Here is a 25,712-nt window from a genome sequence, read left to right on the forward strand (position 1 = left end):
ATGAACCGGCCGCAGAGTGGCACCGTGCACGCTGTACTCGAGGACTTCCTGGGACACTGGCGCGGAACCACGCGGCTTGCGGCGTCCGCGTGGGGCCCCGAACGAACCGCCGAAGCGGAAGTGAATTACACCCGGGCGGCCGGTGGCTACGCGGTGGTGCAGAGCTACCGGCATACGGAAGCGGACGGCACCCATTTTGAAGGACACGGTGTCTTCACGGTCGACCCCGATCACGACGACGTTCTTTGGTATTACGTGGACAGCCTGGGGCTGCCTCCTGGGGCTCCGGTCCGCTGCACGTGGGTTGATGGGGTCCTTCGAGTGGAGCGCCATAGTGACCGGGGGACCGCACGCCATACATTCCGGGTGGACAACGGGGTGCTCACGCACACCGCAGAGCTGCGCCTCGGGGACGCACCCCATTTCGTGCCATTTATGACCTCGGAGTGCCGCCGTGCTTGACTGCCCCGTCTTAGCGCGTACGTAAAGTGCGGCTCGCAATTGCCGTGAACGTACAGTTGGGCGCGGTGAAAGCGCGACCCTCAGCCAGCGGTTTCCAGAATCCGCGTCCGTGGCGCCCCGGCCAAGGCGGGAGCGGCGACTGGCGAATTCCACACTGTGGCCTTGAGGTTTGCCAATAACTGCTCGGCCTGCTCGAGCGCGGCGAAGTCCAGTTCCACCACCACATAGTGGGCGTCGTCCACCGGCCGACATACCCTGTGGGACACTACCCCCGAGGCCGCGCGGTTCACCGGATCGCGGTCAAAAGCGGCCTTCCACATCTCAAAATCCTTGATGCTGTGTTCTATCTGGAGGGTGAACATTTCGGCATTCTCCTTAGGGTCCGACGGCCATCTGTTCCGGCGTCAATTTTCATGGACACTGCCCAAAGTAGGCGCACCTCCCGGTTGCCGGTATCCCAGAAATCTGGAGTACGCCGGTCGACGCGTTGGCGGCTGAACTCGGGCGCATACTGGGGAAATGACCACTGCCTGGACGCTCACCCGGAGCCTGGATCGGATTCGGCTCCTGGGCGACTTGACCCCCGGCGATTCCAACCTGGACCATCAGGCCCTGCGCGTCGAGGTACTGGCTGAGGTGGGCCGGATAGTGCCGTTTGATGCCTTCGTCTGGCCCCTCTGTGATCCGGTGACCGCTACCGGCATTGCACCGCGCGCGCGAATTCCGTGCCCGGAGGAATTGCCGCTGGTTATCCGGCTGAAGTACGTGTCGTTGCCAGCCAGATGGACCGGCCTGGCGGCTTCGGGGGCGCAGGCCACAACTTTGCTGCACGCCACCGATGGTGACCTGTCCAAGAGCCTGCTGTGGAACGGCGTCCTGAGGCGATACGGAATCGCGGATGTCCTGTCCACTGTCTTTGCGGACAAACACGGGTGCTGGGGGTGGCTCGACCTGTGGCGGCGGGATGGCCAAGACCCATTTTCTGCCACAGAAGCCGGGTATCTCGCTGACGTGGCAAAGGAGCTGACGCCCGCCTTGCGACGGTCGATAGCCCGGCAATTCGAGGCGATTAAGAGGGACAAGCGCCGTCTACCGGACGATCCAGTCGCGACGCTACCGAATGGCGACAAGGGGCGCGGTGAGCTGCCGCCGCAGGCCGTGCTCACCCTGGACGAAGAGATGGCGGTCGTGGGCGAGACGGCGTCGACCAGGGAATGGCTGGAGTTGCTTCAGCCCGGGCCGCGCCCCTATCAGGCCGTGCCGGCTGAGGTCCTGAATGTGGCTGCACAACTGCTGGCGCGGGAGGCGGGCGTCGATGATCATGATGCAGCAGCCCGTGTGCACATCGGCTCCGGCAGGTGGGCCATGCTGAGGGCTAGCCGGATGGCGTCTGCAGGTTACGGTTCAACACCGCCCTTGGCCGTGACCATCCAGGAGTGCCCTCCGGCGGCCAGGCTGGACATGTTTGCGCGGTCTTTCGGCCTGACGCCGCGCCAACGGGAACTCTTGGAGCTCGCGTCCACGGGCGCGAGCACAGCGGCCATGGCTGAGATCCAGGGTACAAGTGCCTATACGGTCCAGGACCAGTTCAAACAGATCTTTGAAAACTGTGGGGTGCGGAGCCGCGCAGCACTGCTGGCCATAGCACTCGGAATTGTCCTTGGCGCACCCGGAACATCACCCCAAGAGTGACAATCCTCGGCAACAGCACAGTTCGGCCATTCTCCGTACAGCACGCGTACGGATCTACTACCAGCTGGGTCCGCGGACTTTTGCTATCGCAGGTCCGGATCGGGGACATGTTCCAGGTCCAGGGAAGGCTCACGTTTCCGATCGTTCACTGCATCCTGCACCGCAGCAGGCAGTTGGGGTGGTTCCCAGTCGTGGTGTTCGCTCGGGTAGTGCCTGCCGGTGGGTGATGTCCAGCCGGGTGGTTTGTCATTGCAGGCGCCGGTGGGGGTCCAGGTTGTGGTGTGCTTGAGCCGGTGGTGTTTGCGGCAAAGTTGCCCGAGGTTGGATAGGCCGGTGGTCCCGCCGTCAGCCCAAGCCAGAATGTGGTCCGCTTCGTTGTCCAAGGACTGGTTGTTGCAGCCAGGAAACGAACACTGCCGATCCCGAAGTCTTAGCCATTGCCGCATCGCCGGCGGGATGCGGTAGCTTTGGCGGCCGATCTCCAGCGGCGCCCCATCACGGGGGTCAACCAGTATTCGGCGGAATGAGGACGACCCGTCAGCGACCAGCTTCCGGCCATGGACGCCGGGATCGGCCCGTACCCGTCAAGATCGGCAGGTTCGTCCGTCAGCCCCATCAGCGCGAACACCGGCACCGTCACCAGGACCTGCGCAGCGGGTGAGGGCGCAGGGACCGCGTCCACGTCGATGACCAACACGTTTCCGGGGGCCGTGTCGGTGCTGCCATCTGCCGGGCTGCTGGCCGTGGTGCTGGGGGTGAAGCCGGCGCTGAGGAGCAGTTGGGCGGCGATGTCGGCGCGGAGCTGGGTCAGGGTCCGGTCCTCGGCCGGGCCCTGGAGGGCCCGGGCGGTGGCGGTGATGCCGTTCCAGATCCCGGCCGCCTGGTCCGCGGGAAGGTAGGCCGAAAGCCAGGCCATGCCGTCCCGGTCCGGGACGTACTCCAACCGCCGGTCCAACACACTCCTGGCATGGCGCTTTTCAATACTGACCGGGTGGTGCCGTTCCCGCCAGGTCCGGGCCTTGTGCCGGAATCGGGACGGGACCAGGTCACCGGCCGGGCACCTCTTGGCTGCGTCTGGTGCGTCCGGGTCCAGGAAGTGGGCTTCCAACGCAGCCGCCCCGGCGGGGTCCAGGCTGGCCGCTTCGTCGACCATGGCCCTTGCGTGCTGCCATGACATCGACCCCTTCTGCAACGCCTCCAGCGTCAACGGCAGGGCAGTGGTCAGTTCATGGGCCTGCGCCAACAGGGCCGAGGCGGAGCGTTCGCTCACCGTCATCACACACGCGAGTTCGGAGACGATGCCCATCTCCAGGGCAAGGCGCTGGTGCGGCTGCTCATCCGGAGGGGACATCGCCCGGGTTGCGTCGGCGAACCCGGCAGCGGCGTGAACGATAAAGGCAGCCGTAGCAGCCTGCAGCCGGCACGCCTCCTGAAGGGAGTCCAGCCAGCCATCAGCCTGAGCCCGCAGCGGATCCGGAACGCATTCAGCAGCGGATCCCGGGCCTGGGACAACGACGGCAAGCGCAGCGGCAGAAGCCATAAGGGCCTCTAAGGCACCGTCCGCTGTCGATCTCTCCATACCCCCATCATCCAGCGACCCGCCAACAAAAACAGCACAGCAACCACGCTATGTGGATAACCTCCCGGCCCCGTCCAAGCTTTGGCTGCGCCCGCGAAGCCGGCAAGTTTGCGTTCGCGCGAGTGTAAACAGAACGAGCGGAAACGGAAGTTGCCTAGCCGCCGGCGAACGGCGGGAGGACGTCCACCACATCTCCTGGCTGAAGTGCCACACTTCGGTCCCGCACAGCCACCTCGTTGAGCAGGAAGCTGCTCCGTGAGAGGATGCGCGGCAGAGGAGGAGTTCCGGCCGGAGGTTCGGGGCGCTGCACAGCCAGCACGGCCTCGAGCAGCGACTCAACCGTGGCGCCAACGGGCAGCTCGAATTGCTCCTCTTCCACACCGGCAGCGGCGCGCGCGGCAGCGAAGTATCGTACGTTCAAGAATTCAGCCTCCGATGGCGCTCATGCTGCGGTCAGGCTGGACGAAATCCGGGGCGTCCAGTCCCACGTGGTCCATGCCGTGGGCCTTGGGTTTAACCCACATGGCGTCCTGCCACCGTTCGGCCAGGGCGTCATCGCTGGCCCCCTCCCGCAGGAGCCCCAGGAGGTCAAACTCTTCCCTGGAGAAAAGGCAGCTCATGATCTTGCCTTCGGCGGTGATCCGGGTCCTACGGCAATCAGAACAGAACGGCTCAGTGACGGAGGCGATGATTCCCACGGTGCCCAGCACGGGCCCGAGCGCGTCCTCAGACCCGGCCACCCGGCGTCGTACTTCAAAGCGTTCCGCGGGGGCACCGTCGCGGGCACGCGGGTCCGGGCTCAGGACGTAGTCCGCGGAAAGCAGGGAACGGATCTCGGCAGCAGTGATCATGTTCCGCCGGGTCCAGCCGTGATCGGCGTCCAAGGGCATCTGCTCGATGAAGCGCAGCTCGTAACCTCGGTCCAGCGCCCATGCCAGCAGCGACGGCGACTCCGCGTCGTTAATGCCCCGCATGAGTACGGCGTTGAGTTTGACCGGACCCAGGCCGGCAGCCCACGCAGCATCCACCCCGGCCAGCACCTGGTCCAGGAATGGCCTGCGGGTCAGCTTGGTGAAGGTCTCCTCATGCAGCGAGTCCAGGGAGACGTTGATGCGGGTTAGCCCAGCCGCCTTCAGCGCGGCGGCCTTTTTGGTCAGGCCCACCCCGTTGGTAGTCATGGAGATCGGCAAGTCGGGGTGGTTGTTCCGGAGCGCGGCGATGATTTCCACGAGGTCATGCCGAACAAGAGGTTCGCCGCCGGTCAGCCGAAGCTCCCTGACCCCCAGCCTGTCGACGCCGATTCGGACAATCCGAACGATCTCCTCAGCTGACATGACCGCCTGCTTGGCCAGCCACTCCAGGCCCTCGGCAGGCATGCAGTAGGTGCACCTCAGGTTGCACTTGTCCGTCAGCGACAGCCTCATGTCCGTTGCCCTGCGGCCGTAGCGGTCCACCAGTCCCGCAGGGGCATCGGCAGGGCGCGCGGCAGGCCTGGGCGGCAGGGAGGCGCCTGCGGCGTCGCGTGGCTGCGGCATGCCAAGCTGAACACTCATGAATTCAGGCTACGCCAACTTTCGCCCGGGCAGGACGTCCGTGACGCAGTGAACCGCGACTGACATACCAGTCTCCGCAAATCAGCGAAGCCTTCGCGCCTGGCCAGTGCCGCCGGGGGCGGGCGAACCTATGCTGGAGTTGTGGACAAACCCGAGCGCAGTGAGGGAACGGCCGACGGCGGCACTCGACCCCCGGCAACGCCAGGAACCGCCGGTGCAGGCAACCGGAGCGCCCGCTGGGCCGCGGCTTCCGGAGTGGTGGCGGTGGGCGGCGGGGTGGTGTTCGGAGAGCTGGTCGCCGGCCTGGTGAGCCCGGCCGTATCTCCCATGACCGCGGTCGGTGGAGCCGTGATTGACGCCGTGCCGCCTGCAGTGAAGGACTGGGCCATTGCGGTGTTTGGCACGTCCGACAAAGTGGCGTTGCTGGTGGGGATGGCACTCGTCATCGCCGCGTTGGCTGCATTGGCGGGAGTCCTCGAATACCGCAGGCGTTTTGCAGGCGCGCTGGTGATTGCTGTCTTTGGGCTCGCCGGAGCGGCCGCTGTGCTGACCAGGCAGCAGGCGACCCCTGCCGCCGTCGCGGTTCCGTTGCTGGTAGTGCTGGCAGCGGTGATTCTGCTGCGTGTTTTGACCGGCAGGCTGCACAGGTGGCTGGACAACGCGGCTAATGCCGAAGTCGCAGGGCAGCCCCGGCGAAGCTTCCTGCAGTTCCTGGCCGGCGGGGCGGCGGTCACCGCGCTGGGCGGAGCCCTCGCCACGGTGTGGCGGGGTGCGGCCACCCTTGTGAACGAAGCCCGCCAGCAGCTTCGGCTCCCTGCCGCGGGATCGGCCGCGCCGCCCATTCCGTCCGGCGCGGAGGTAGGGCTTGACGGCATGGAACCGTTGGTAACGCCCAACATCGACTTCTACCGAATCGACACAGCCCTCGCCGTGCCCGCGATTGATCCCGGGAAATGGGTCCTGCGCGTCACCGGCCTCGTGGCTGAGGAAGTCGAACTGACCTTCGACGAACTGCTGGCCAAGCCCCTGATCGAACGGCACGTGACCATCGCCTGCGTGTCCAATGAGGTGGGCGGCGATTTGATCGGCAATGCCCGCTGGCTGGGCTGGCCGGTCCGCGAACTCCTTGCCTTGGCCCGGCCGCGGCCGGACGCGGACATGGTCCTCTCCAGGAGCACCGACGGCTGGACGGCGAGCACGCCCCTGGACGTCCTCACTGACAGCCGGGACGCCATCCTGGCCATCGGAATGAACGGTGAGCCGCTGCCGCTGGAGCATGGGTTTCCCGTGCGTCTCGTGGTCCCCGGGCTCTACGGCTACGTATCAGCCACCAAATGGCTCACGGAACTGAAGGTCACCAGGTTCGCGGACGACGTCGCCTACTGGACAACCCGTGGCTGGTCGGACCACGGCCCCATCAAAACGTCGTCCCGGATCGACGTGCCGCGCAGCGGCCGGGCGGTCACCACGGGCACGGTCATGTTCGGCGGAGTGGCTTGGGCCCAGCACACCGGGATCGGCAAGGTGGAGGTGCGTGTCAACAGGGGTGCCTGGCAGGAGGCCAAGCTTGCCCCCGGGATCTCGGTGGACACCTGGTATCAGTGGAAGTGCGGGATCGAACTGAGCCCAGGCCAGTATGAGGTCCAAGTGCGCGCCACCGACCTGGATGGCGAACCGCAGGCAGAGGAACGCCGGGCCGTTGCGCCCGACGGAGCCACCGGCTTCCACACCATTAGAGTTGACGTGAACCCGTAACTGGCCGCAACCGAAAGCAGTCACATGCCCAGTGTCCCGCATCCGCACGGCCACGCGCCCGCCCACGACGGCGCCCCCTCCGGCGGCTCGCACCGCACAGGTAACCACAGCGCCAGGTCGGTGGAGGAGCACCGAACGGCTGTCGTGGAGCTGCTGGCACCGCTGCGGGCTGCGGGCCGCACTGAACGGGTGGCCTTGCGGGATGCACTGGGCAGGGGCCTGGCGCACGAGGTGACGGCGCCGGTCAGCCTGCCGCCGTTCGCTAACTCGCAAATGGACGGTTTTGCCGTCAACAGTGCAGCAATGCCCGACGGCGGCGCGGAGCTCCGTGTGGCTGCCCCCGTTCCGGCCGGTGCCATGCCGGCGCCATTGGAGCCGGGCTGGGCCGCCCCGATCATGACCGGCGCCATGATCCCGGCCGGCGCGGACGCCGTCGTCCCCGTCGAGAAAGCAGTACCGGACCGGTTCCCGGACCCGGAAACGGACAGCACTGTGTGGCTGCCATCCACGGCGTCTGGAACGTTTGTGCGGTCCGTCGGCAGCGACCTCGCCGCGGGAGAGCAGGCGCTGGCTACAGGGACCTTCCTCGGACCGGCCCAATTGGGGCTCCTGGCAGGGCTGGGTATCGACGAAGTGACCGTGCACAAGGGGTTGACAGTCCTTTTGGTCACCACGGGCGATGAAGTGGTGGAACCCGGCCAGCCGCTGCCAGCCGGCAAAATCTACAACTCCAATGGAACCCTGCTGGAGAGCGCCATGCGCCAGGCAGGACTGACGGTGGTGCGCACGCGGATTGCCACGGACAGCCCCGGTGAACTGCAGGCGCTGCTGGGCAGCCACGCGTCTTCGGTGGACCTGATCGTCACTACGGGCGGCGTGAGCATGGGGGCTTACGAGGTGGTACGCCAGGTGCTTGAGGGGCAGGGCGCCGACTTCGTTCACGTCGCCATGCAGCCGGGAGGGCCGCAGGGCATTGGCACGTTCGAGGGCGTGCCCTTCCTAGGGTTTCCTGGGAATCCGGTGAGCTGCCTGGTGTCTTTCGAAATGTTCCTGCGGCCGGTGTTGTCCGAGCTCTTTGGAGCGCCCGCGCACCGGACACCAGTCCGGGCCCGGCTGGCGCACAGCCTCACCTCACCCGCCCACAAGCACCAGGTCCGCCGCGGAAGCCTCCACAACGATGGCACAGTCAGGCTGGAAGGCGGCGAAAGTTCCCACCTGATGCACGCACTGGCAGGATCCAACGCCCTGGTGCACGTCCCTGTTGGGCTCTCGGCTCTCGTGGAGGGTGACGAGGTGGAAGTATGGATGTTGTGAATTCAGAACAAAGCCCCCCAGTGCTGACGCATTTGCGCCAGGACGGCAGTGCGCAGATGGTGGACGTGTCGGAGAAAGCCGAAACCACCCGGGAAGCCACCGCCACGGCCACCGTCAACACCACTGCAGAAGTCCTGGGCCTGCTCGGATCGGGCGGATTGCCCAAGGGTGACGCCCTGGCGGTGGCCCGCGTCGCCGGCATCATGGCTGCCAAAAAGACCCCCGACCTCATCCCGCTGTGCCATCCACTGCCACTGTCCAAGGTGACCGTGGATTTCGAGCTGGGGGCGGATTCGGTCGCCATCCTGGCCACGGTCAAGACCCGGGGAGTCACCGGCGTGGAGATGGAGGCCCTCACGGCGGCCTCCGTTGCCGCCCTCAGTGTGTACGACATGATCAAGGCCGTGGACAAGCACGCTGTACTGACGGACATCAAGGTGCTGGCGAAAAGCGGCGGCAAGAGCGGGGATTGGAAACTGTGAGCACTGAAAGTACTTTCCTGCCGGAGCCGGACCGGCATGGCGACGTCCAGGGCCGGAAGGCCGGCGTGGTCATCGCGTCCACACGCGCCGCGGCCGGGATCTACCAGGACGAAACCGGCCCGGTCATCATCGACTGGCTCACCGAGCACGGCTTCGAGGCGTTCCCTGCCATGGTGGTGCCTGATGGCGAGCCCGTGGGCGCGGCGATCAGGGCGCTGCTCACCCAGCGTCCCGCCGTCGTGATTACCAGCGGCGGCACCGGGCTCAGCCCGGACGACCGCACGCCCGACGTCACGTTGCCCCTGCTGGACCGGGAAATCCCGGGCATCATGGAGGCCATCCGGCGGGCAGGGGCGGCCAAAACACCGCTTGCAGCGCTCAGCCGCGGCCATGCCGGCGCGCACGGCGGCACGTTCATCGTCAACCTGCCCGGTTCACCCAAGGGCGTCATGGACGGACTGTCCGTCCTGGACCCCGTGATCGGGCACCTTTGCGACCAGTTGGAGGGCGGCCATGGGCACTGAATCCATGTTCGAGGTAGTCCACGCAGTCCTGAGCTCCGAGCCCATCTCCGTGGACCAGGCCATCGCGGCCGTCGAATCGGATACCGCCGGGGCAGTGGTCAGCTTCAGCGGCGTGGTGAGGAACCACGACGGCGGCAAGCAAGTCGAGCGGCTCAGTTACAGCGCCCACCCCACGGCCCACCAGGTGATGGCCGACGTCGTCGCCCGGCTCGTTGCCGAACACGCGGGCGAGGGCTCCTCCACCCAGCCGGTGCGGATCTGGGCTGCCCACCGCATCGGCATGCTGGAAATCGGCGATCCCGCGCTGGTGTGCGCGGTTTCGGCGGCGCACCGGGGCCAGGCTTTTGCGGTCTGCTCCGAACTGGTGGACCGAATCAAGGAGCAGGTGCCCATCTGGAAGGAACAGTTCTTCGCCGACGGCACGGTTGAGTGGGTGGGCGCGGGCAGCTGAGCTACCGGTTGCTCCTGCCTGCCGGCCCACAGTGGGAGGTAACGCACAGCCTTCGGTTCCATCCCGCGGCCGGCCCGACGGTAGGGTTAACGGCATGACCCAACAACTTTCCGCTCCCCGGCGCGTCGCCGTCCTGGGCGCCAACGGACGCATGGGCGCCGAAGCCGTCAAGGCCGTTGAAGCCGCCTCAGACCTGGAGCTGGTCGCAGCGCTCGGGCGTCGCGACTCCCTGGAGCAGTTGACCGCATCGGGTGCCGAAGTCGTGGTGGACCTGACGGTTCCGGAGAGCACCGAAGCGAACATCCGGTTCGCCGTCGAGCACGGAATGCATGCCGTAGTGGGCACCACCGGCTGGGACACCGGCCGTCTCGCCGCCCTGGAAACACTTCTCGCGGAGCACCCGGAAACCGGTGTGCTGATCGCCCCCAACTTTGCACTCGGCTCCGTGCTGGCCTCCGCGTTCGCGGCCAAGGCTTCCAAGTACTTCGAGTCAGTGGAAATCATCGAACTGCACCACCCGGACAAGGTGGATGCGCCGTCGGGCACCGCCGTGCGCACCGCCCAGCTCATTGCCGCCGAGCGACAAGCTGCTGATGTGCCGCCCAGCCCCGATGCCACCACCAGCGAACTCGCCGGTGCCAGGGGCTGCGAGGTGGATGGTGTCCGCGTCCACAGCGTCCGCCTCCGGGGGCTGGTAGCCCACCAGGAAGTGCTCCTTGGCGGACCGGGGGAGCAGCTGACGTTCCGTCACGACTCCTTTGACCGCGCCTCCTTTATGCCTGGCGTACTGCTCGGTGTCCGCAATGTTTCCTCGCGCCCGGGCCTCACAGTAGGCCTTGACGGCTACCTCGATCTGGGGCTCTGAACCGTGGCTGACGTGGTGGCCGCCTTCCGGAAGAACCGCACCAAGATCTGGGTGGGTGCCATAACGCTCCTGTTGGTGTTCTACCTGGTGGTGTCCTTCCAGCGGTCCGTCCTGCTGTTGCTGGACAGCAACCCTGCCGCCAAGGCGATCGGCGCCGCGTACCTGGTCCTGCCCATCATTGGCGGGTGGGCCATGGTCCGTGAACTGCTCTTCGGTGCCCGCACTGAACAGATGGCGAAGGTCTTGGAGGCCGAAGGTGGGCTCCCCGTGGATGAACTGCCGCGAACCCCTGCCGGGCGCATCGTCCGTTCAGCGGCGGACGCGGAGTTCGAAAAGTACCGGGCAGAGGCTGAGGCAGCTCCTGAGGACTGGCGTTCCTGGTTCCGGCTTAGCTGCGCCTACGACGCCGCGGGCGACCGCAAGCGTGCCCGGGCGTCCATGCGCGACGCCGTGAAGCTGTTCCGCGGTAAGGTTCCCGCGTAGTCGCTGCGCAGAATCAGCGGCCGGTGTCCCGCTCCATGCGGCCAAGCCGGTTGGCGCCATGGCCCAGCCACTCCAGGGGGCCCCGCCACTTCAGCAGGACAAAAACCATGCCCACAACAATGGCGGTGGCAGCATGGGCGAAGTACATCCCGTCTTCGGTCCATCCAGCAGGGAGCGGCTTCAGGTAGAAGCCCGCCACCACCCAGACGTGCACGGTGTACAGGGTCAGCGTCATGGCACCTGCACCCCGGAGTGGCAGCAGCAAGTCCAGGTCCAGCCAGTCCGCGAGCCTGCCCAGCAGCAGGCAGGCGCCCACCACAGCGGCCGCCACTGCGGACGTGTGCGCCAGATCCAGGGCGGTGCCGGAGTGGGGCGCAGCAGAAGCCAGCCACCACCAGGAGCCCTCCTGAGGCACGCCGGTCAGGTTGACCTGGAGCACGCTGTCCAAAGGATAGTTGGGCGCATTCAGCACGTCCTCGAGGGCGGCCCTGCCTCCCCAGCTTTCCATCGCGGCAATACCCAAGTACTTGGTAAGGACGGCCAGCAACGTCCCGCCCGCGAGCAGCAGCCATGGCACCAGGGCCTTGGTCAGGGGAAGGCGTCCGATCAGCAGGCCCACCAAAAGGTAGGACATCCACTGCAGGACGGGGTAGTAACCGGTGAAGAAAAGATCGCCCAACAAGGGGCCTGGCGTGGACAGGTCCTCCCAGGAGGGATTGTGCCCAAGGTGCAGGGGCGGGTTGGACGCCAGCAGCCAGGGCCGGAGCAGGTAGGCAAGGACCGGCGAAACCAGGATCCATCCTGCCGCCCAGGCGCACAGCGCCTTCGGCCGAAGGCCCAGGAACGGGAGCACGCACAGGAACAGCAGCGCGTAGTGGACCAGGATGATAGCCAGGTTCACTTCCAGCCCGCCCAGCGTCAGTCCGACGGCGGCAATCACCGCCGCGCGCAGCGCAATCCCGCGGCGCGCCGCCCCCAGCCTGGCCCCCTCCGCCGGTACCTGCTTTCCCGTTGACAGGGCGAGGCCGATTCCCGCCAGCACGGCGAAGAGGGCGGCTGCGCGGCCCGAAAATGTCAGCCCGATCCACGTTGGCGTGAGTTCGGCATTGGACTCGAATGTGGGGAGCAGGTGGGTGGCCATCATGCCAAGGAGGGCCAGCCCCCGGGCCGCGTCAATGCCGCGGAGCCGTTCCGTGGCCGATGAGCTTCGGGGCGCCCTGGATGGTTTTGCCGTGGCGCGGGAGGTCATGAGCCGATCGTCTCACACGTTGCCGGGCCCAGGCAGTCACGCGCCCGGGGGCAGCGCTGTAACAGGCAGGACACTGACCTCGAGTCCTTGTATTCGAATATATGTTCGAATAGCATTGTGGGCATGCACACCCCATCGCAGCCACAGCCCCCGTCGGCCATTCCGGCGGGGAAGGGATCGAACCGGACCACCAGGAGCCTGGATGGCCCAGCGGCGCCCGCAGGTCTGATGAAGGCCATGAGCCCGGGCGTTGTGGACTATCTGTTCCGCCAGCTCGTCGCCGGCGAATCGCCTGAGGACGTCCAGTGGCAGCAGGAAGGCATTGCCCTGGCTGCGCAGCCGGCCGGAGCGGAGCTGGCGCGCCGGCTGGCGGAGACGGATCTGGACGCCCTGACGCCCACGGAGCTTTTCCACTACGTCAGGGCTGCCCAGCGCCTCGCTGCCTGGGCGGAGGGCCTGCGGGAGGCTGCCGTTGGGCGGTACTGCGGCCCGGACATGCCGCCCGCGGACCAGGGCCGCCAGCGGGGCGGAGTTTCCTCGCCCTGACACGGCCCTGCGCTGACACGGTCCCGGCCTGTTCCCTAGGATGAAGTGGTGACACTAGCCCTGACTGTTTCCGCCATCCAGTACCAGGCCCTCGATGGCGGAGTTCTGCCCAACGTTATGGAGCACGTCCGGCTGATCGAGGATGCGGAATCCCACGGCGCCCGCTTGGCTGTGTTTCCGGAACTTTCCCTGACCGGCTATAACCTGGCCCTCCTGGAATCCCCGGAATCGTGGCTGGTCCAGGATGACAACCGGCTCGAGAATCTCCGTGAAATCTGCCGCCGCACTGGCATTACCGCCGTCGTGGGAGGCGCCTACCGGGAGCCCGGGGGTACCCCGAGGCTGGCTTCGCTGGCCATCCATCCGGAAGGCACCGCCCAGGCCGCGTTCAAGACGCACCTGCACGGCCAGGAAAAGGACATTTTCGTCGCTGGCAGCGGTGCCAGCCTCCTGGAACTTGACGGGTGGAGGATCGGCCTGGCCATCTGCTTCGATGCCGCCGTGCCGGAACATTCCACCGGTGCAGCCGAGGCCGGCGCGGACGCATATGCCGTCTCTGCCGTCTACACGCAGGACGAAGACCACAGGCTTGAGCTGCACTTGGGCGCCCGCGCCATGGACAACGGGATGTTCGGCATCCTGGCCAACCTTGGCGGAACAACCCCGCTGGGCCCCTCCTGTGGCCTGAGCGGCTTCTGGGGCCCGGACGGACTGCGGATGAAGAAAGCGGCAGGAAGGGGCACGGAAGTGGTCACGGCAACCCTTCAGCGGAGCGCGCTGCAGAAATTCCGCTGAGCCGGCGGCCGCAACAACGTGACACCGCAGGGCGTTATTTGACGTTCATCACGTCTCCGCCATTGTCCTAACCAGCCGCAGACAGGGTAACGTTTTTGCCATGCCTCACACCTCCGCGAACATTCCTGCCCTCGGTACCCTCCTGACCGCCATGGTCACGCCGTTCACCAAGGACGGCGCAGTGGACTACGCACAGGCGGCAGAGTTGGCTACCAAGCTCGTGGATGACGGCTGCGACGGCCTGGTGGTCACCGGAACCACTGGCGAGACCTCCACCCTCACAGATGAGGAAAACCTCGGCATGTTCCGTGCTGTCAAGGAGGCTGTCGGCGATCGCGCCGCCATCATTGCCGGAACCGGAACGAATGATACTGCGCACTCAGTGCACCTTTCCCAGCAGGCGGCCGCGCTGGGCGTGGACGGGCTCCTGCTCGTCACGCCCTACTACAACAAGCCGAGCCAGGCGGGCGTCCGGGCACACTTTGAGGCCATCGCATCATCCACCGATGTGCCCGTGATGCTCTACGACATCCCGGGCCGCTCGTCCATTCCGATCGAGCCCGAGACCATGATCCGCCTCGCGCAGCACCCGAACATCGTCGCCGTCAAGGATGCCAAAGCCGATTTCACCGCAGCCACGCGCGTCCTGGCGGAAACCGATCTTTACTTCTACTCCGGGGATGACGGACTGACGCTTCCCTGGATGGCCTTGGGCGCCGTCGGCCTCGTCGGAGTCACCACGCACGTCGCGACCCGCCGCTTCCGCGAACTGATCGACGCCGTCAACGCGAACGACCTCACAACGGCCCGGAAGATCAACTTCGAGCTCTATCCGGTCATTCGGGCCACGATGACCCGCGTCCAGGGAGCCGTTGCGGCCAAACAAATTCTTAAATGGCAGGGAGTCCTGCCCAACTCGATTGTCCGTTTGCCCCTCGTGGAGCCGGACGAAGCCGAGATCGAAACCATCCGCGAGGACTTGGCTGAAGGAGGGCTGGTCTTTTCCTAAGGCTAAGACCGGCACCCTTCCGCCTGGAAAGTAGTGCACTATGACCCAAATCGCCCTTCCCGGCCTTGTTACCCCTCCCGCCCTGCCGCAAGGCACCCTTCGGATCGTTCCGTTGGGCGGGCTCGGGGAGATCGGCCGGAACATGGCCGTGTTCGAAATCGACGGCAAGCTCCTCGTGGTGGACTGCGGTGTTCTGTTCCCTGAAGAAACGCAGCCCGGCGTCGACCTGATCCTGCCCGATTTCTCGTATATCGAGGATCGGATCAATGACATTGTGGCTGTCGTCCTGACACACGGCCACGAGGACCACATCGGGGCCGTCCCGTACCTGCTGCGCTTGCGGGCCGACATCCCCCTGGTAGGTTCCCAGCTGACCCTCGCGTTGATCGAGGCCAAGCTGCAGGAACACCGCATCCGTCCTTACACCCTGACGGTTGAAGAGGGCCAGGTGGAGAAGTTCGGCCCCTTCGAATGCGAATTCGTCGCGGTCAACCACTCCATTCCGGATGCCCTGGCAGTCTTCATCCGAACGGCCGGAGGCACAGTCCTGCATACCGGTGACTTCAAGATGGACCAGCTGCCGCTGGACGGACGCATCACTGACCTCCGCCACTTTGCCAAGCTGGGCGAAGAAGGCGTGGATCTCTTTATGTCCGACTCCACCAATGCGGACGTTCCCGGCTTCACCACGGCCGAGAAGGAAATCGGTCCCACCCTGGAACGGCTCTTCGGCCAGGCCACCAAGCGCATCATCGTGGCCTCATTCTCTTCGCATGTGCACCGCGTGCAGCAGGTCTTGGACGCCGCGGCGAAGCACAACCGCAAAGTTGCCTTCGTGGGCCGGTCGATGGTGCGCAACATGGCCATCGCGGCGAAGCTTGGCTACCTGGACGTTCCTGAAGGCCTCATCGTCGACATCAAGAACATCGACAACCTGCCCGATAACCGCGTGGTCCTGATGTCCACGGGTTCCCAGGGAGAGCCGATGGCTGCCCTGTCCAGGATGGCCAACGGCGACCACCGCGTGGTGGTGGGCGACGGCGACACCGTCATCCTGGCGTCCAGCCTCATCCCCGGCAACGAGAATGCGGTCTTCCGGATCATCAACGGCCTGCTCAAGCTGGGCGCAGACGTGATCCACAAGGGCAACGCCAAGGTGCACGTATCCGGGCACGCCGCCGCGGGGGAGCTGCTGTACTGCTACAACATCCTGGAACCGCTCAACGCCATGCCGGTGCACGGCGAGACCCGCCACTTGATCGCGAACGGCAAAATCGCCATCGAATCCGGCGTCCCCACTGCCAGCGTCATCCTGGCGGACAACGGCACCGTGATCGACCTGAAGGACCACCGCGCCGACGTCGTTGGCCAGGTTGAAGTGGGCTTTGTCTACGTGGACGGCTCCAGCGTAGGCGAAATCACGGATGCCGACCTCAAGGACCGCCGGGTCCTGGGGGACGAGGGCTTCATTTCCATCATCACGGTGATCAACCGTGCCACGGGGAAGGTGGTCTCCGGACCGGAGATCCACGCCCGTGGCGTCGCCGAGGATGATTCTGTCTTCGACGACATCATCCCCAAGATCAACGCCGCGTTGGAAGAGGCGGTGCTGAACCACTCCGACCACACCAGCCACCAGCTGCAGCAGGTTGTCCGCAGGGTGGTGGGCACCTGGGTCAACCGGAAGCTCCGCCGCCGCCCCATGATCATCCCCGTGGTGCTTGAGGCGTAACAACCCTGAGCCGCCAGTGGAGTAACTGAAGGGCCCGGTTCTTCGGAACCGGGCCCCTTCCCTTTGGGCAACATGAGGGCCGGAACAGGCCGGAAATCCGCGGAATTCCGCCGTGGTTCGGGTAGCGTGGCACCTATGGCCACTCGTACTACTTCCGCGCCCAAGGGCCCCGCCAGAGGCACCGCCGGTGCCAAATCCGGCACCAGCACTGGCCGCGGGGCCGGCTCCACGGGGTCAAAAACCGGCCGGACCTCCAGCACTGCCCGCACGCGCCAGTTGCCTGCCGTCGAAGAGCGCCAGCCGTGGCCGGTGCGCGTGGTGGGCGGTGCGTGGCTGGGTATTGGCCACCTGGTGGGAGGCGGCGTCCGCAGGATCGGCCACGACGTCAGCGACCTGCCGGCAGAGGACCGCCGGGACGGCGCGGCACTGTTCAACCTTGGGCTCGGCATCTTCATCGCCACCTTTGCCTGGTGGGGCCTCACTGGGTGGTTCCCCGACGCCGTCTACAGCGTGGTCAACGGCACGTTCGGCTGGATGTCACTCCTGCTGCCCCTGATGCTTTTTGTTTGTGCGTTCCGTCTCTTCCGGCAGCCGTCCGACGGGCGGGGCAACAACCGGGTGGGCATCGGTTTCCTCATTATGACTTTCGCCGGCTGCGGCCTGGCCCATATCGTTGGCGGCCAGCCCACTGTTGCTGACGGCTTCGACGGACTTCGCCAGGCCGGTGGCATGCTGGGTTTCCTGGCCGCCTCTCCGCTTGCTGCCATTCACGCGGCCGTACCGGCGGCCCTTTATGGGCTGCTGGCATTTGTGTCGCTGCTTATCATTACGGCCACGCCGTTCGGTGCGATTCCGCGGCGACTCCGGGCAGCCTACGAGCACCTGATGGGAATCGACCTGCAGGATCCGGACGAGGCCGGGGATGGCCATGACCGCAGCTACCTGGAGCAGACAGCGGCTGCGGCGGCGCCCAAAAAGAAGAAGCGGCGTCTGTTTGGAAAAGACGAGGACCCCGACGCCGGCCTTGAGGGTTACGTGGGGGACGAAGCGTTCGAGCATGCCGTCATCGACGACGACGACCCCGCCAACGACCCCAAGCCGGGCTCGGGGCCGCAGCTGGCCCCCGGCGTACGCCGCCCCACCCAGGCGGAAATCGCCGTCGAAAAAATCAAGGCCGCCCAGGGCTTGGGAACGGCATCAACTGCGGCATCGGCTGGGGAGAACGCCACCGAGGCAATTCCGCTGGTGACGCCCGGCATGGTTGCCGCGGGCTCATTGAACCCGGTCAAGGTGCCCGCCAACCCGGTCGCCCCGGCGCCGTTGCCCACACCGATTCCGCAGCGGACGGAACAGCTCTCGCTGGCCGGCGACGTCACCTACACGCTTCCATCCTCGGATGTCCTGACGCCTGGCTCCATTCCGAAGGAGCGTACCGAGGCCAACGATGCCATCGTCGCGTCCCTGACTGAAACCCTCAACCAGTTCAACGTCGAGGCGCAGGTGACAGGCTTCAGCCGTGGGCCCACGGTCACCAGGTACGAAATCGAGTTGTCGCCCGGCACCAAGGTGGAACGCGTCACGGCGCTTTCGAAGAACATCTCCTACGCCGTGGCCAGTTCGGACGTCCGGATCCTCAGCCCCATCCCGGGCAAGTCGGCCATCGGCATCGAGATCCCCAACACGGACCGCGAAACTGTCTCCCTCGGCGATGTGCTCCGCAGCCAGAACGCCCGCCGTACGGACCACCCCATGGTGATGGGCGTGGGCAAGGACGTTGAAGGCGGCTACGTCGTGGCCAACCTCGCCAAGATGCCCCACCTGCTCGTCGCAGGTGCCACCGGGGCGGGTAAGTCCTCATTCGTGAACTCCATGATCACCTCCATCCTCATGCGCGCCACCCCGGACGAGGTCCGCATGGTCATGGTGGACCCCAAGCGCGTGGAGCTCACGGCCTACGAAGGCGTTCCGCACCTCATCACGCCCATCATCACCAACCCCAAGAAAGCGGCGGAAGCCCTGCAGTGGGTGGTCCGTGAGATGGATGCCCGCTACGACGACCTCGCCAACTACGGTTTCAAGCACATCGACGACTTCAACAAGGCAGTCCGCGCCGGTAAGGTCCACCCGCCGGTCGACTCCAAGCGCATCATCCGCCCCTATCCGTACCTGCTGGTGATCGTGGACGAACTCGCGGACCTCATGATGGTGGCACCGCGTGACGTGGAAGATTCCATTGTCCGCATCACCCAGCTTGCCCGCGCCGCCGGCATCCACCTGGTCCTTGCCACCCAGCGTCCGTCCGTGGATGTTGTCACAGGCTTGATTAAGGCCAACGTCCCGTCGCGGATGGCGTTCGCCACGTCCTCGGTGACCGACTCCCGTGTGGTCCTGGACCAGCCTGGCGCCGAGAAGCTCATCGGCCAGGGCGACGCCCTCTTCCTGCCCATGGGTGCCTCCAAGGCCATGCGCGTCCAAGGCGCGTGGGTCACAGAGTCCGAGATCCACAAGGTTGTTGAGCACGTCAAGGGCCAGTTGAAGGCCGTGTATCGCGACGACGTCGCTCCTGAGGCGCAGAAAAAGCAGATCGACGACGACATCGGGGATGACCTCGAGGTCCTGCTGCAGGCCACGGAGCTCGTGGTCACCACCCAGTTTGGCTCCACCTCCATGCTGCAGCGCAAGCTCCGGGTCGGCTTCGCGAAAGCCGGGCGCCTCATGGACCTGCTCGAATCCAGGGGAGTGGTTGGCCCGTCAGAAGGCTCCAAGGCCCGCGACGTCCTGGTGAAACCGGATGACCTGGCCGCTGTCCTGGCCGCCATGAAGGGCCAGGATGCCCCCGCGGCCCCGGATTCCCAGACTGCTGCCCTGAGCGATAACGCCAACGCCAATATTGCCCAGGGCGGCTACGCCGAGGACCTCGTTGCCAAGGACCTGGACCAGCGCAGCCAGAACGTTGAATACTTCGATGGGGCGGACACCAGTTCGTATAACGACGACGAGGACGGTTCCGAAGACGCCTGGTCACTCACCGGGCGGTAGCCTAGGAAGGTGACTAGCACCGAAGCAACCGCCGCCGGCTCCAGCAGTTCAGGAATCTGGAATCTACCCAACATCCTGACCATGCTGCGCATCGCGCTCGTGCCGTTCTTCATCTGGTTCCTCGTGGCCGATGCGCCCGGACTGCGCAGTGAGTCGGGGCTGTGGCGCTGGGCGGCAGTGCTGGCGTTCGCCGTCGCGATCTACACTGACAAGCTCGACGGCGACATCGCCAGGAGCCGCGGCCTCGTCACGGACTTCGGCAAGATTGCCGATCCCATCGCCGATAAACTGCTCATCGGCTCAGCGCTGGTCATGCTTTCCGTCCTTGGAGAACTGCCGTGGTGGGTCACTATCGTGATCCTTGTCCGCGAGTGGGGCATCACGGCCTTGCGTTTCTTTGTGATCCGCTACGGTGTTATCCCGGCATCGCGCGGCGGCAAGCTCAAGACGGTGGTTCAGACCGCCGCGATTTTCCTCTACCTCCTGCCGCTGGCCGCCCTCGCCCCGTGGCTGGCTTGGGTGGCTTTCGCCGTGATGATGGCGGCCGTGCTGATCACGGTCTGGACCGGCGTCGAATATGTAGTTGAAGCTTTGCGGCTCCGTTCGCAGGGCAAACGCGCTGCCAGCCAGTAGGCGGCTCTTGATCCGGCACGGCATTGTAGACAAGGAGCAGGCATGACAAACCTTCACCACCTCGCAGGGGAAACAGTCAAGAATGCCTTGGGCCGGGGGCTGACGGTAGCTACTGCAGAATCCCTGACGGCCGGAATGGTGTCCGCCATCCTGGCAGACACCGCCGGTGCCTCCGGAATGCTGCAGGGCGGAGTGGTGGCCTACCAGAACTCCGTCAAGGTAAACGTCCTGGGTGTCTCGCCAGAGCTGCTTGCGTCCGCCGGGTCCGTGGACGCTGACGTTGCCGCTGCCATGGCTGCCGGCGTCCGCACGGCTTTGGGCTCGGACATCGGCGTTGCCACCACGGGTGTAGCCGGCCCCGACGAACACGACGGAAAGGCGGTGGGGACGGTGTACATCGGGATCGCGACCGCGGACGGCACCGAGTCCTTCGACTACGGCTTTTCCGGCAACCGCGCGGAGATCCGGGGCCAAGCCTGCGGCGCTGCGCTGGAGCGCCTCCTCGCGGCCCTATCTTCCTGAAGTTACCGGGGGTAAAGTAGCCGGGAACAAATCCTGGTACCCATTAGTTATTACATTGTGTCGCTTCCGGATAGCGGAGGCGCCTAGGATGAATACACCACCACGGTTCGCTCCACGGCGAACCGGACTTATAAGGAGCAAGGCGATACAGATGGTAAAGCAGCCCGTATCCGTAAACGGCGTTGTCCGCTGGAAGGATGTGGGCCTCGCCGATCAGGGCAAGAGCGAACAGAAGGAGCGCAAGATGGTTGTACTTCGTCACGAAATTGGTGATGTTCTGCGCGATGTCCGCCAGCGTCAGGGGCGTACTCTCCGCGAAGTTTCGCACAGTGCCCGTGTTTCCCTGGGATACCTCAGTGAAGTGGAGCGCGGCCAGAAGGAAGCTTCGTCAGAGCTTCTGTCCTCGATCTGCTCTGCTCTGGACGTACCCCTGTCCAGCATGCTCCGTGAAGTCAGCGACCGCGTTGCCGTCGCAGAGGGCGTGGCTGTTCCGGACACCGTTCCCCAGGAGTTCTCGCAGCGCTACGGCCGCGATCTTGACCGCGACCTGAACGCCGAACTCACCAACGAACTTTCCAAGGGACTGCTTTCCGGCGCACGGTAAGCACCCTGAACCATTAACAGTAGCCTCCGGCACCAGCCGGAGGCTTTCTGTGTTAAAGGCTTTCGGTGTCTCGTGGCTGGGGCTCCGTTTTGGCGGGCGCCACGTCCTGGGGGAAGCCATCGCGTTCATAGGTGGCGTTGAGCTTGGCCATGTATTTCGCCAGTGCCTGCAGATCCTCAAGCGGCCATTCCCCCAGCCGTTCGCGGAAGACTTCACGCCGGGCGTCCTGGACCTGGTGCATTTTTTCTTCGCCCTTGGGCGTCAGCCGGATCGCCTGCGCGCGGCCGTCCAGGGGGTCAGCCTCCTTGGAGATGAGGCCAATGCTCTCCAGGAACGCGATCTGCCGGCTGACCGAGGGTTTCCCGACGCCGATACTCAGGGCAAGGTCAGTGAGCCGGATGGGTCCTTCCCGCCGGATAACCGTCAGCAGCCCGTAGGCGGCAGGTTCCATGTCGGGATGGACCTGGCGGGACAGCTGATGGGAGACGGACCGTGCCCTTCGCCAAAAGACGCTGATCTGGTGCTCCACAGTCTTCAACGCCGCGTCAACGGTGTTATCCGCGGGGTCGGCAGGAGCGGGAACGTCAGGGGAGTTGCTCATGGCAACAATTCTAGGGTCCTGCTCCATGAGAGACTCTATTGGTGCGAATCAGTGACTACTGGCGTCTGATGGACGACGAATTCGGTTCCGGCTACTCCCGGGTCCTGAGCAGTACCCTGATCCTGGCCGGGGTCGGCGGGCGTACCGCGGACCAGGCACTCGCCGCGGGAGTGAGTCCCCGGCAGGTCTGGCTGGCGATGTGTGACGTCCAGGACGTCCCGCCGGAACGTCGCCTGGGCCGGGACATCAAGCCGGCCCGCGACTGACCGCCACCAACCTGACACGCCGCCGGATTGTTCGAATATCTGTTCGGGTAAAGCTATGCTTTTCGTAGTGGGTTATCCACATAGCCGATGTCATCCGGCGAGAATGTCTGTGGGTGCCATTAGCGTCAGAGATGACCAAGAAACGGCCGCTGAGGCCACTCCACAATGAGAAAGCATTAGAGGTGTGAACCATGGCGGCAGCCCCGGATCGTCAAAAGGCGCTCGACGCAGCGCTGGCACAGATTGACAAGCAGTTCGGCAAGGGCTCGGTTATGCGGCTGGGCGACGAAGTCCGCGCCCCCATCGAGGTCATCCCCACCGGATCCATCGCGCTGGACGTCGCCCTCGGAATTGGCGGGCTTCCCCGCGGCCGCGTTGTGGAGATCTACGGACCGGAATCCTCAGGTAAGACCACCGTTGCGCTCCACGCCGTGGCCAACGCCCAGCGCCAGGGCGGTATTGCCGCCTTCATCGACGCCGAGCACGCCCTGGACCCGGAGTACGCCGCCAAGCTGGGCGTGGACACGGACGCCCTTCTGGTCTCACAGCCGGATACCGGCGAGCAGGCCCTGGAAATCATGGACATGCTTATCGGCTCAGGCTCGCTTGACGTCATCGTCATCGACTCCGTGGCGGCGCTGGTGCCCCGGGCGGAAATCGAAGGAGACATGGGCGACAGCCACGTCGGCCTGCAGGCCCGCCTGATGAGCCAAGCGCTGCGTAAGATCACCGGGCGCCTGAGCCAGACCAAAACCACAGCCATCTTCATCAACCAGCTCCGCGAAAAGATCGGCGTCTTCTTCGGTTCCCCCGAGACCACCACCGGTGGTAAGGCCTTGAAGTTCTACGCCTCCATCCGCATCGACGTGCGCCGCATCCAGACGCTCAAGGAAGGCGCCGATTCCGTCGGTAACCGCACGAAGGCCAAGATCGTCAAGAACAAAATGGCACCGCCCTTCAAGATCGCCGAGTTCGACATCATCTACGGCCAGGGCATCTCCCGCGAGGGCGGCATCATCGACATGGGTGTGGAACACGGCATCATCAAGAAGTCCGGTTCATGGTTTACGTACGACGGCGACCAACTGGGTCAAGGTATGGAGAACTCCCGTCGGTTCCTGCGTGACAACCCGGAACTCGCTGCCGAGCTTGAGCGCTTGATCAAGGAAAAGCTTGGGGTTGGCGTCAAGCCTGCCGAGGCGGAGTCCAAGGACACACCGAAGCTGAAGGCTGTTGACGGCTTCTAGGGATACCCCGGACTTCGTGGACGGGCAGGGCCCGGGCGTTGGCACCGGCCCAGGTCGACGCCGGAGGGGCCGGGGCGGCGGACGCTCCGGCTTCGGATCGGACGGGCCCAGCCCGGATTCCTCCGTTGCATCAGACCCGGAACCGGATCCTGCCTCGGTTGCGCGGGCGATAGTGCTGCGGCAGCTGACCAGTTCGGCCAAGAGCCGGCTGCAGCTGTCGCGAAAGCTGGCGGAGCGCAACATCCCCGAGGACGTTGCCGAGTCCGTGCTGGACCGATTCCAGGAAGTGCGGCTCATCGACGACGCCGAGTTTGCGGACATGTGGGTGCGCAGTCGGGCACAGTCGCGGAAACTGGCCAAGGGCGCTCTTCGCCGCGAGCTTGCCGACAAGGGGATCGATTCTGATACGGCCGCCGCAGCGTTGGAACAACTCTCCGATGAGGACGAGGAAGCCGCGGCCCGCGTGCTTGTGGAGCGGAAGCTCCGTCCGGGCACGGACCTGTCGGACCGGTCAGAGCGGGACAAGACCACCCGGCGGCTCGCGTCCATGCTCGCGCGCAAGGGATACCAGCCATCGCAGGCATTCAGGATCGTGGGCGAGGTACTCGCTTCGCGTGCCGGCCCCGCGGGCGCGGACGGTCCGCCGGATGGGCTGCCCGACGATTAAGCCCGTCCGCGTAAGCGCCCCCGGTTTGGGTAGTCGGTTGCGTGGGTTCGCCAGCGAAGCGGCTCTTCCGCCGACCCGGTACCCTTAACAGGTGAGTTTGACCATTCCTTCCCCCGCATCCGGTACCGTCCCGTCAGCCGACCCTGCCGTGCAGCCGCGTACCTACCAGGTGCGCACCTTCGGCTGCCAGATGAACGTGCACGACTCCGAACGGATGGCGGGCATGCTCGAGGACGCTGGCTATGTGCCGGCAGACGGTGACCACGCCGACGTGGTGGTCTTCAACACGTGCGCGGTCCGGGAGAACGCCGACAACAAGCTGTACGGCAACCTCGGCATGCTGGCTCCGGTGAAGGCGGCCAACCCCGGCATGCAGATCGCCGTCGGCGGGTGCCTGGCCCAGAAGGACCGCGAAACGATCCTCAAGAAGGCACCGTGGGTGGACGCCGTCTTCGGAACGCACAACGTGGGCGCTCTGCCCGCCCTTCTTGACCGCGCGCGCCACAACAACGAAGCGCAGCTGGAGATTCTCGAATCCCTTGACGTGTTCCCCTCGACTTTGCCCACCAAGAGGGACTCGGTGTACTCCGGCTGGGTATCCATCTCAGTCGGCTGCAACAACACGTGTACCTTCTGCATCGTTCCAGCCCTGCGCGGCAAGGAGAAGGACCGCCGCCCGGGCGACATCCTGGCCGAAATCCAGGCCCTCGTGGATGACGGCGCCATTGAAGTCACCCTGCTCGGCCAGAATGTGAACTCCTACGGTGTTGAGTTCGGCGACCGGCAGGCCTTTTCCAATCTCCTGCGTGCCTGCGGAGAGATCGAAGGCCTGGAACGGGTGCGGTTTACGAGCCCCCATCCGGCGGCTTTTACCGACGACGTCATCGACGCCATGGCCGAAACGCCCAACGTCATGCCACAGCTGCACATGCCGCTGCAGTCCGGCTCGGATAAAGTCCTGCGCGACATGAAGCGGTCCTACCGGTCCACCAAGTTCCTCGGCATCCTGGACAAGGTCCGAGAGAAAATCCCGCACGCCGCCATTTCCACTGACATCATCGTGGGCTTCCCCGGCGAATCCGAGGAGGACTTCCAGGCCACCCTGGATGTCGTGGAGAAATCCCGCTTTGCCACTGCCTTTACGTTCCAGTACTCCAAGCGCCCGGGCACCCCGGCGGCCGACCTTCCGGACCAGCTGCCCAAAGCCATCGTCCAGGAACGATTCGAGCGCCTTACCGCCCTGCAGGACAGAATCGCGGCGGAGGAAAACGCCAAACAGCTGGGCCGCAGGGTGGAAGTCATGGTCACCGCACAGTCCGGACGCAAAGCCGGGGAAACCCACCGGCTCTCCGGTCGCTCCCAGGACCAGCGGCTGGTGCATTTCTCAGTCCCGGTCGGGGCGACGTCGCCCCGCCCCGGTGACCTCGTGACGGTTACCATCACCGAAGCCGCAGCGTTCCACCTCGTGGCCGACCCCACTGTGGAGGACTACAGCCTTCGGCGTTCACGAGCCGGTGACGCCTGGGACAGGTCGCAGGCCGACTCCTGCGGCGCACCGGTCCCAGGCTCGGCAAAGACCGGAGCCGGCCGCACAGGGGTTTCGCTTGGCATGCCGTCCCTGCCGGTCCGCAGCGCCTGACCG

28 protein-coding genes are annotated in these 25,712 nt (G+C 65.4%); 21 read left to right on the forward strand and 7 right to left on the reverse strand.

Annotation, left to right across the window (positions count from 1 at the left end; translation table 11 throughout):
- Positions 1-462 carry a DUF1579 family protein gene (locus ACLKOZ_RS11100; RefSeq protein ID WP_337352237.1) on the forward strand — a complete coding sequence of 154 codons (462 nt, stop codon included), beginning with the start codon at positions 1-3 and terminating at the stop codon, positions 460-462.
- 80 nt (positions 463-542) lie between these two features.
- Here ACLKOZ_RS11100 and ACLKOZ_RS11105 read toward each other — a convergent pair whose 3' ends face one another.
- Positions 543-824, reverse strand: coding sequence for a hypothetical protein (locus tag ACLKOZ_RS11105; protein ID WP_436475067.1), 282 nt, complete (start codon positions 822-824; stop codon positions 543-545).
- 157 nt (positions 825-981) lie between these two features.
- Between ACLKOZ_RS11105 and ACLKOZ_RS11110 the strand changes: the two genes are divergently transcribed.
- Positions 982-2,154: a helix-turn-helix transcriptional regulator gene (locus ACLKOZ_RS11110; protein ID WP_436475069.1), complete on the forward strand. Its 1,173-nt coding sequence runs from the start codon at positions 982-984 to the stop codon at positions 2,152-2,154.
- Positions 2,155-2,237: 83 nt separating this feature from the next.
- On the opposite strand, the gene ACLKOZ_RS11115 is transcribed toward ACLKOZ_RS11110, so the two are convergent.
- The 4 genes from ACLKOZ_RS11115 to moaA all read right to left on the reverse strand — a co-directional run bounded on the left by ACLKOZ_RS11115 (position 2,238) and on the right by moaA (position 5,286).
- On the reverse strand, positions 2,238-2,537 hold the full coding sequence (locus tag ACLKOZ_RS11115) for an HNH endonuclease signature motif containing protein (protein WP_436475071.1): 300 nt from the start codon (positions 2,535-2,537) through the stop codon (positions 2,238-2,240).
- A gap of 47 nt (positions 2,538-2,584) precedes the next feature.
- Positions 2,585-3,733: a hypothetical protein gene (locus tag ACLKOZ_RS11120; protein WP_436475073.1), complete on the reverse strand. Its 1,149-nt coding sequence runs from the start codon at positions 3,731-3,733 to the stop codon at positions 2,585-2,587.
- Positions 3,734-3,887: 154 nt separating this feature from the next.
- A complete protein-coding gene (locus ACLKOZ_RS11125; RefSeq protein WP_436475075.1) occupies positions 3,888-4,154 on the reverse strand; it encodes a MoaD/ThiS family protein in 267 nt (88 codons plus the stop codon).
- Positions 4,155-4,158: 4 nt separating this feature from the next.
- On the reverse strand, positions 4,159-5,286 hold the full coding sequence (gene moaA, locus ACLKOZ_RS11130; protein WP_436475077.1) for a GTP 3',8-cyclase MoaA: 1,128 nt from the start codon (positions 5,284-5,286) through the stop codon (positions 4,159-4,161).
- A 327-nt stretch (positions 5,287-5,613) separates the two neighbouring features.
- Between moaA and ACLKOZ_RS11135 the strand changes: the two genes are divergently transcribed.
- From ACLKOZ_RS11135 to ACLKOZ_RS11165, 7 genes are all read left to right on the forward strand, one after another.
- The gene (locus ACLKOZ_RS11135) at positions 5,614-7,041 is read left to right on the forward strand and encodes a molybdopterin-dependent oxidoreductase (protein ID WP_436475169.1); all 1,428 of its coding nucleotides are present in this window, start codon (positions 5,614-5,616) and stop codon (positions 7,039-7,041) included.
- Between the two features lie 24 nt (positions 7,042-7,065).
- Positions 7,066-8,355 carry a molybdopterin molybdotransferase MoeA gene (locus ACLKOZ_RS11140; RefSeq protein WP_436475079.1) on the forward strand — a complete coding sequence of 430 codons (1,290 nt, stop codon included), beginning with the start codon at positions 7,066-7,068 and terminating at the stop codon, positions 8,353-8,355.
- Positions 8,343-8,837 (forward strand): cyclic pyranopterin monophosphate synthase MoaC, encoded by a 495-nt coding sequence (gene moaC / locus ACLKOZ_RS11145; RefSeq protein WP_337347618.1) that lies wholly within the window; start codon positions 8,343-8,345, stop codon positions 8,835-8,837. Before ACLKOZ_RS11140 ends, moaC begins: the two co-directional genes overlap by 13 nt.
- Complete coding sequence (locus ACLKOZ_RS11150) at positions 8,834-9,361, forward strand: MogA/MoaB family molybdenum cofactor biosynthesis protein (protein WP_436475081.1); 528 nt, start codon at positions 8,834-8,836, stop codon at positions 9,359-9,361. The genes moaC and ACLKOZ_RS11150 overlap by 4 nt, the downstream gene beginning before the upstream one ends.
- Positions 9,351-9,812: a molybdenum cofactor biosynthesis protein MoaE gene (locus ACLKOZ_RS11155; RefSeq protein WP_337347620.1), complete on the forward strand. Its 462-nt coding sequence runs from the start codon at positions 9,351-9,353 to the stop codon at positions 9,810-9,812. Before ACLKOZ_RS11150 ends, ACLKOZ_RS11155 begins: the two co-directional genes overlap by 11 nt.
- Positions 9,813-9,906: 94 nt before the next feature.
- Positions 9,907-10,677: a 4-hydroxy-tetrahydrodipicolinate reductase gene (dapB, locus tag ACLKOZ_RS11160; RefSeq protein WP_337347621.1), complete on the forward strand. Its 771-nt coding sequence runs from the start codon at positions 9,907-9,909 to the stop codon at positions 10,675-10,677.
- A gap of 3 nt (positions 10,678-10,680) precedes the next feature.
- Positions 10,681-11,160 carry a hypothetical protein gene (locus ACLKOZ_RS11165; protein WP_337347622.1) on the forward strand — a complete coding sequence of 160 codons (480 nt, stop codon included), beginning with the start codon at positions 10,681-10,683 and terminating at the stop codon, positions 11,158-11,160.
- A 13-nt stretch (positions 11,161-11,173) separates the two neighbouring features.
- Here the strand turns inward: ACLKOZ_RS11165 and ACLKOZ_RS11170 are convergent, their stop codons facing one another.
- On the reverse strand, positions 11,174-12,409 hold the full coding sequence (locus tag ACLKOZ_RS11170; protein WP_436475084.1) for a heparan-alpha-glucosaminide N-acetyltransferase domain-containing protein: 1,236 nt from the start codon (positions 12,407-12,409) through the stop codon (positions 11,174-11,176).
- A 123-nt stretch (positions 12,410-12,532) separates the two neighbouring features.
- Here ACLKOZ_RS11170 and ACLKOZ_RS11175 point away from each other — a divergent pair, with 123 nt between their 5' ends.
- The 8 genes from ACLKOZ_RS11175 (at position 12,533) to ACLKOZ_RS11210 (ending at position 21,289) form a co-directional block, all read left to right on the forward strand.
- Positions 12,533-12,955, forward strand: coding sequence for a hypothetical protein (locus ACLKOZ_RS11175; protein WP_436475086.1), 423 nt, complete (start codon positions 12,533-12,535; stop codon positions 12,953-12,955).
- A gap of 48 nt (positions 12,956-13,003) precedes the next feature.
- Complete coding sequence (locus ACLKOZ_RS11180; protein ID WP_436475088.1) at positions 13,004-13,750, forward strand: carbon-nitrogen hydrolase family protein; 747 nt, start codon at positions 13,004-13,006, stop codon at positions 13,748-13,750.
- Positions 13,751-13,850: 100 nt separating this feature from the next.
- Positions 13,851-14,759, forward strand: a complete 909-nt coding sequence (dapA, locus tag ACLKOZ_RS11185) for a 4-hydroxy-tetrahydrodipicolinate synthase (protein WP_337352229.1) — start codon at positions 13,851-13,853, stop codon at positions 14,757-14,759.
- A gap of 40 nt (positions 14,760-14,799) precedes the next feature.
- On the forward strand, positions 14,800-16,491 hold the full coding sequence (locus tag ACLKOZ_RS11190; RefSeq protein ID WP_337347627.1) for a ribonuclease J: 1,692 nt from the start codon (positions 14,800-14,802) through the stop codon (positions 16,489-16,491).
- A gap of 135 nt (positions 16,492-16,626) precedes the next feature.
- Positions 16,627-19,530 carry a DNA translocase FtsK gene (locus ACLKOZ_RS11195; protein WP_436475091.1) on the forward strand — a complete coding sequence of 968 codons (2,904 nt, stop codon included), beginning with the start codon at positions 16,627-16,629 and terminating at the stop codon, positions 19,528-19,530.
- A 9-nt stretch (positions 19,531-19,539) separates the two neighbouring features.
- A complete protein-coding gene (gene pgsA / locus ACLKOZ_RS11200) occupies positions 19,540-20,163 on the forward strand; it encodes a CDP-diacylglycerol--glycerol-3-phosphate 3-phosphatidyltransferase (protein ID WP_337347629.1) in 624 nt (207 codons plus the stop codon).
- 42 nt (positions 20,164-20,205) lie between these two features.
- Positions 20,206-20,685, forward strand: a complete 480-nt coding sequence (locus tag ACLKOZ_RS11205; protein WP_436475093.1) for a CinA family protein — start codon at positions 20,206-20,208, stop codon at positions 20,683-20,685.
- 151 nt (positions 20,686-20,836) lie between these two features.
- Positions 20,837-21,289, forward strand: a complete 453-nt coding sequence (locus ACLKOZ_RS11210; protein ID WP_337347631.1) for a helix-turn-helix domain-containing protein — start codon at positions 20,837-20,839, stop codon at positions 21,287-21,289.
- A 52-nt stretch (positions 21,290-21,341) separates the two neighbouring features.
- Here ACLKOZ_RS11210 and ACLKOZ_RS11215 read toward each other — a convergent pair whose 3' ends face one another.
- A complete protein-coding gene (locus ACLKOZ_RS11215) occupies positions 21,342-21,890 on the reverse strand; it encodes a MarR family winged helix-turn-helix transcriptional regulator (protein ID WP_337352225.1) in 549 nt (182 codons plus the stop codon).
- 41 nt (positions 21,891-21,931) lie between these two features.
- On the opposite strand from ACLKOZ_RS11215, the gene ACLKOZ_RS11220 reads away from it, so the two are divergent.
- The 4 genes from ACLKOZ_RS11220 to miaB all read left to right on the forward strand — a co-directional run bounded on the left by ACLKOZ_RS11220 (position 21,932) and on the right by miaB (position 25,709).
- Positions 21,932-22,156, forward strand: a complete 225-nt coding sequence (locus tag ACLKOZ_RS11220) for a DUF3046 domain-containing protein (protein WP_337347633.1) — start codon at positions 21,932-21,934, stop codon at positions 22,154-22,156.
- Positions 22,157-22,347: 191 nt separating this feature from the next.
- Complete coding sequence (gene recA, locus ACLKOZ_RS11225) at positions 22,348-23,403, forward strand: recombinase RecA (RefSeq protein ID WP_337352224.1); 1,056 nt, start codon at positions 22,348-22,350, stop codon at positions 23,401-23,403.
- Positions 23,404-23,572: 169 nt separating this feature from the next.
- Positions 23,573-24,070, forward strand: coding sequence for a regulatory protein RecX (locus tag ACLKOZ_RS11230; protein ID WP_436475171.1), 498 nt, complete (start codon positions 23,573-23,575; stop codon positions 24,068-24,070).
- Positions 24,071-24,161: 91 nt separating this feature from the next.
- Positions 24,162-25,709: a tRNA (N6-isopentenyl adenosine(37)-C2)-methylthiotransferase MiaB gene (gene miaB, locus ACLKOZ_RS11235; RefSeq protein ID WP_436475096.1), complete on the forward strand. Its 1,548-nt coding sequence runs from the start codon at positions 24,162-24,164 to the stop codon at positions 25,707-25,709.
- Positions 25,710-25,712 lie beyond the last annotated feature (3 nt).

The organism is Arthrobacter sp. R4, assembly GCF_051365025.1.
GTDB lineage: Bacteria > Actinomycetota > Actinomycetes > Actinomycetales > Micrococcaceae > Arthrobacter.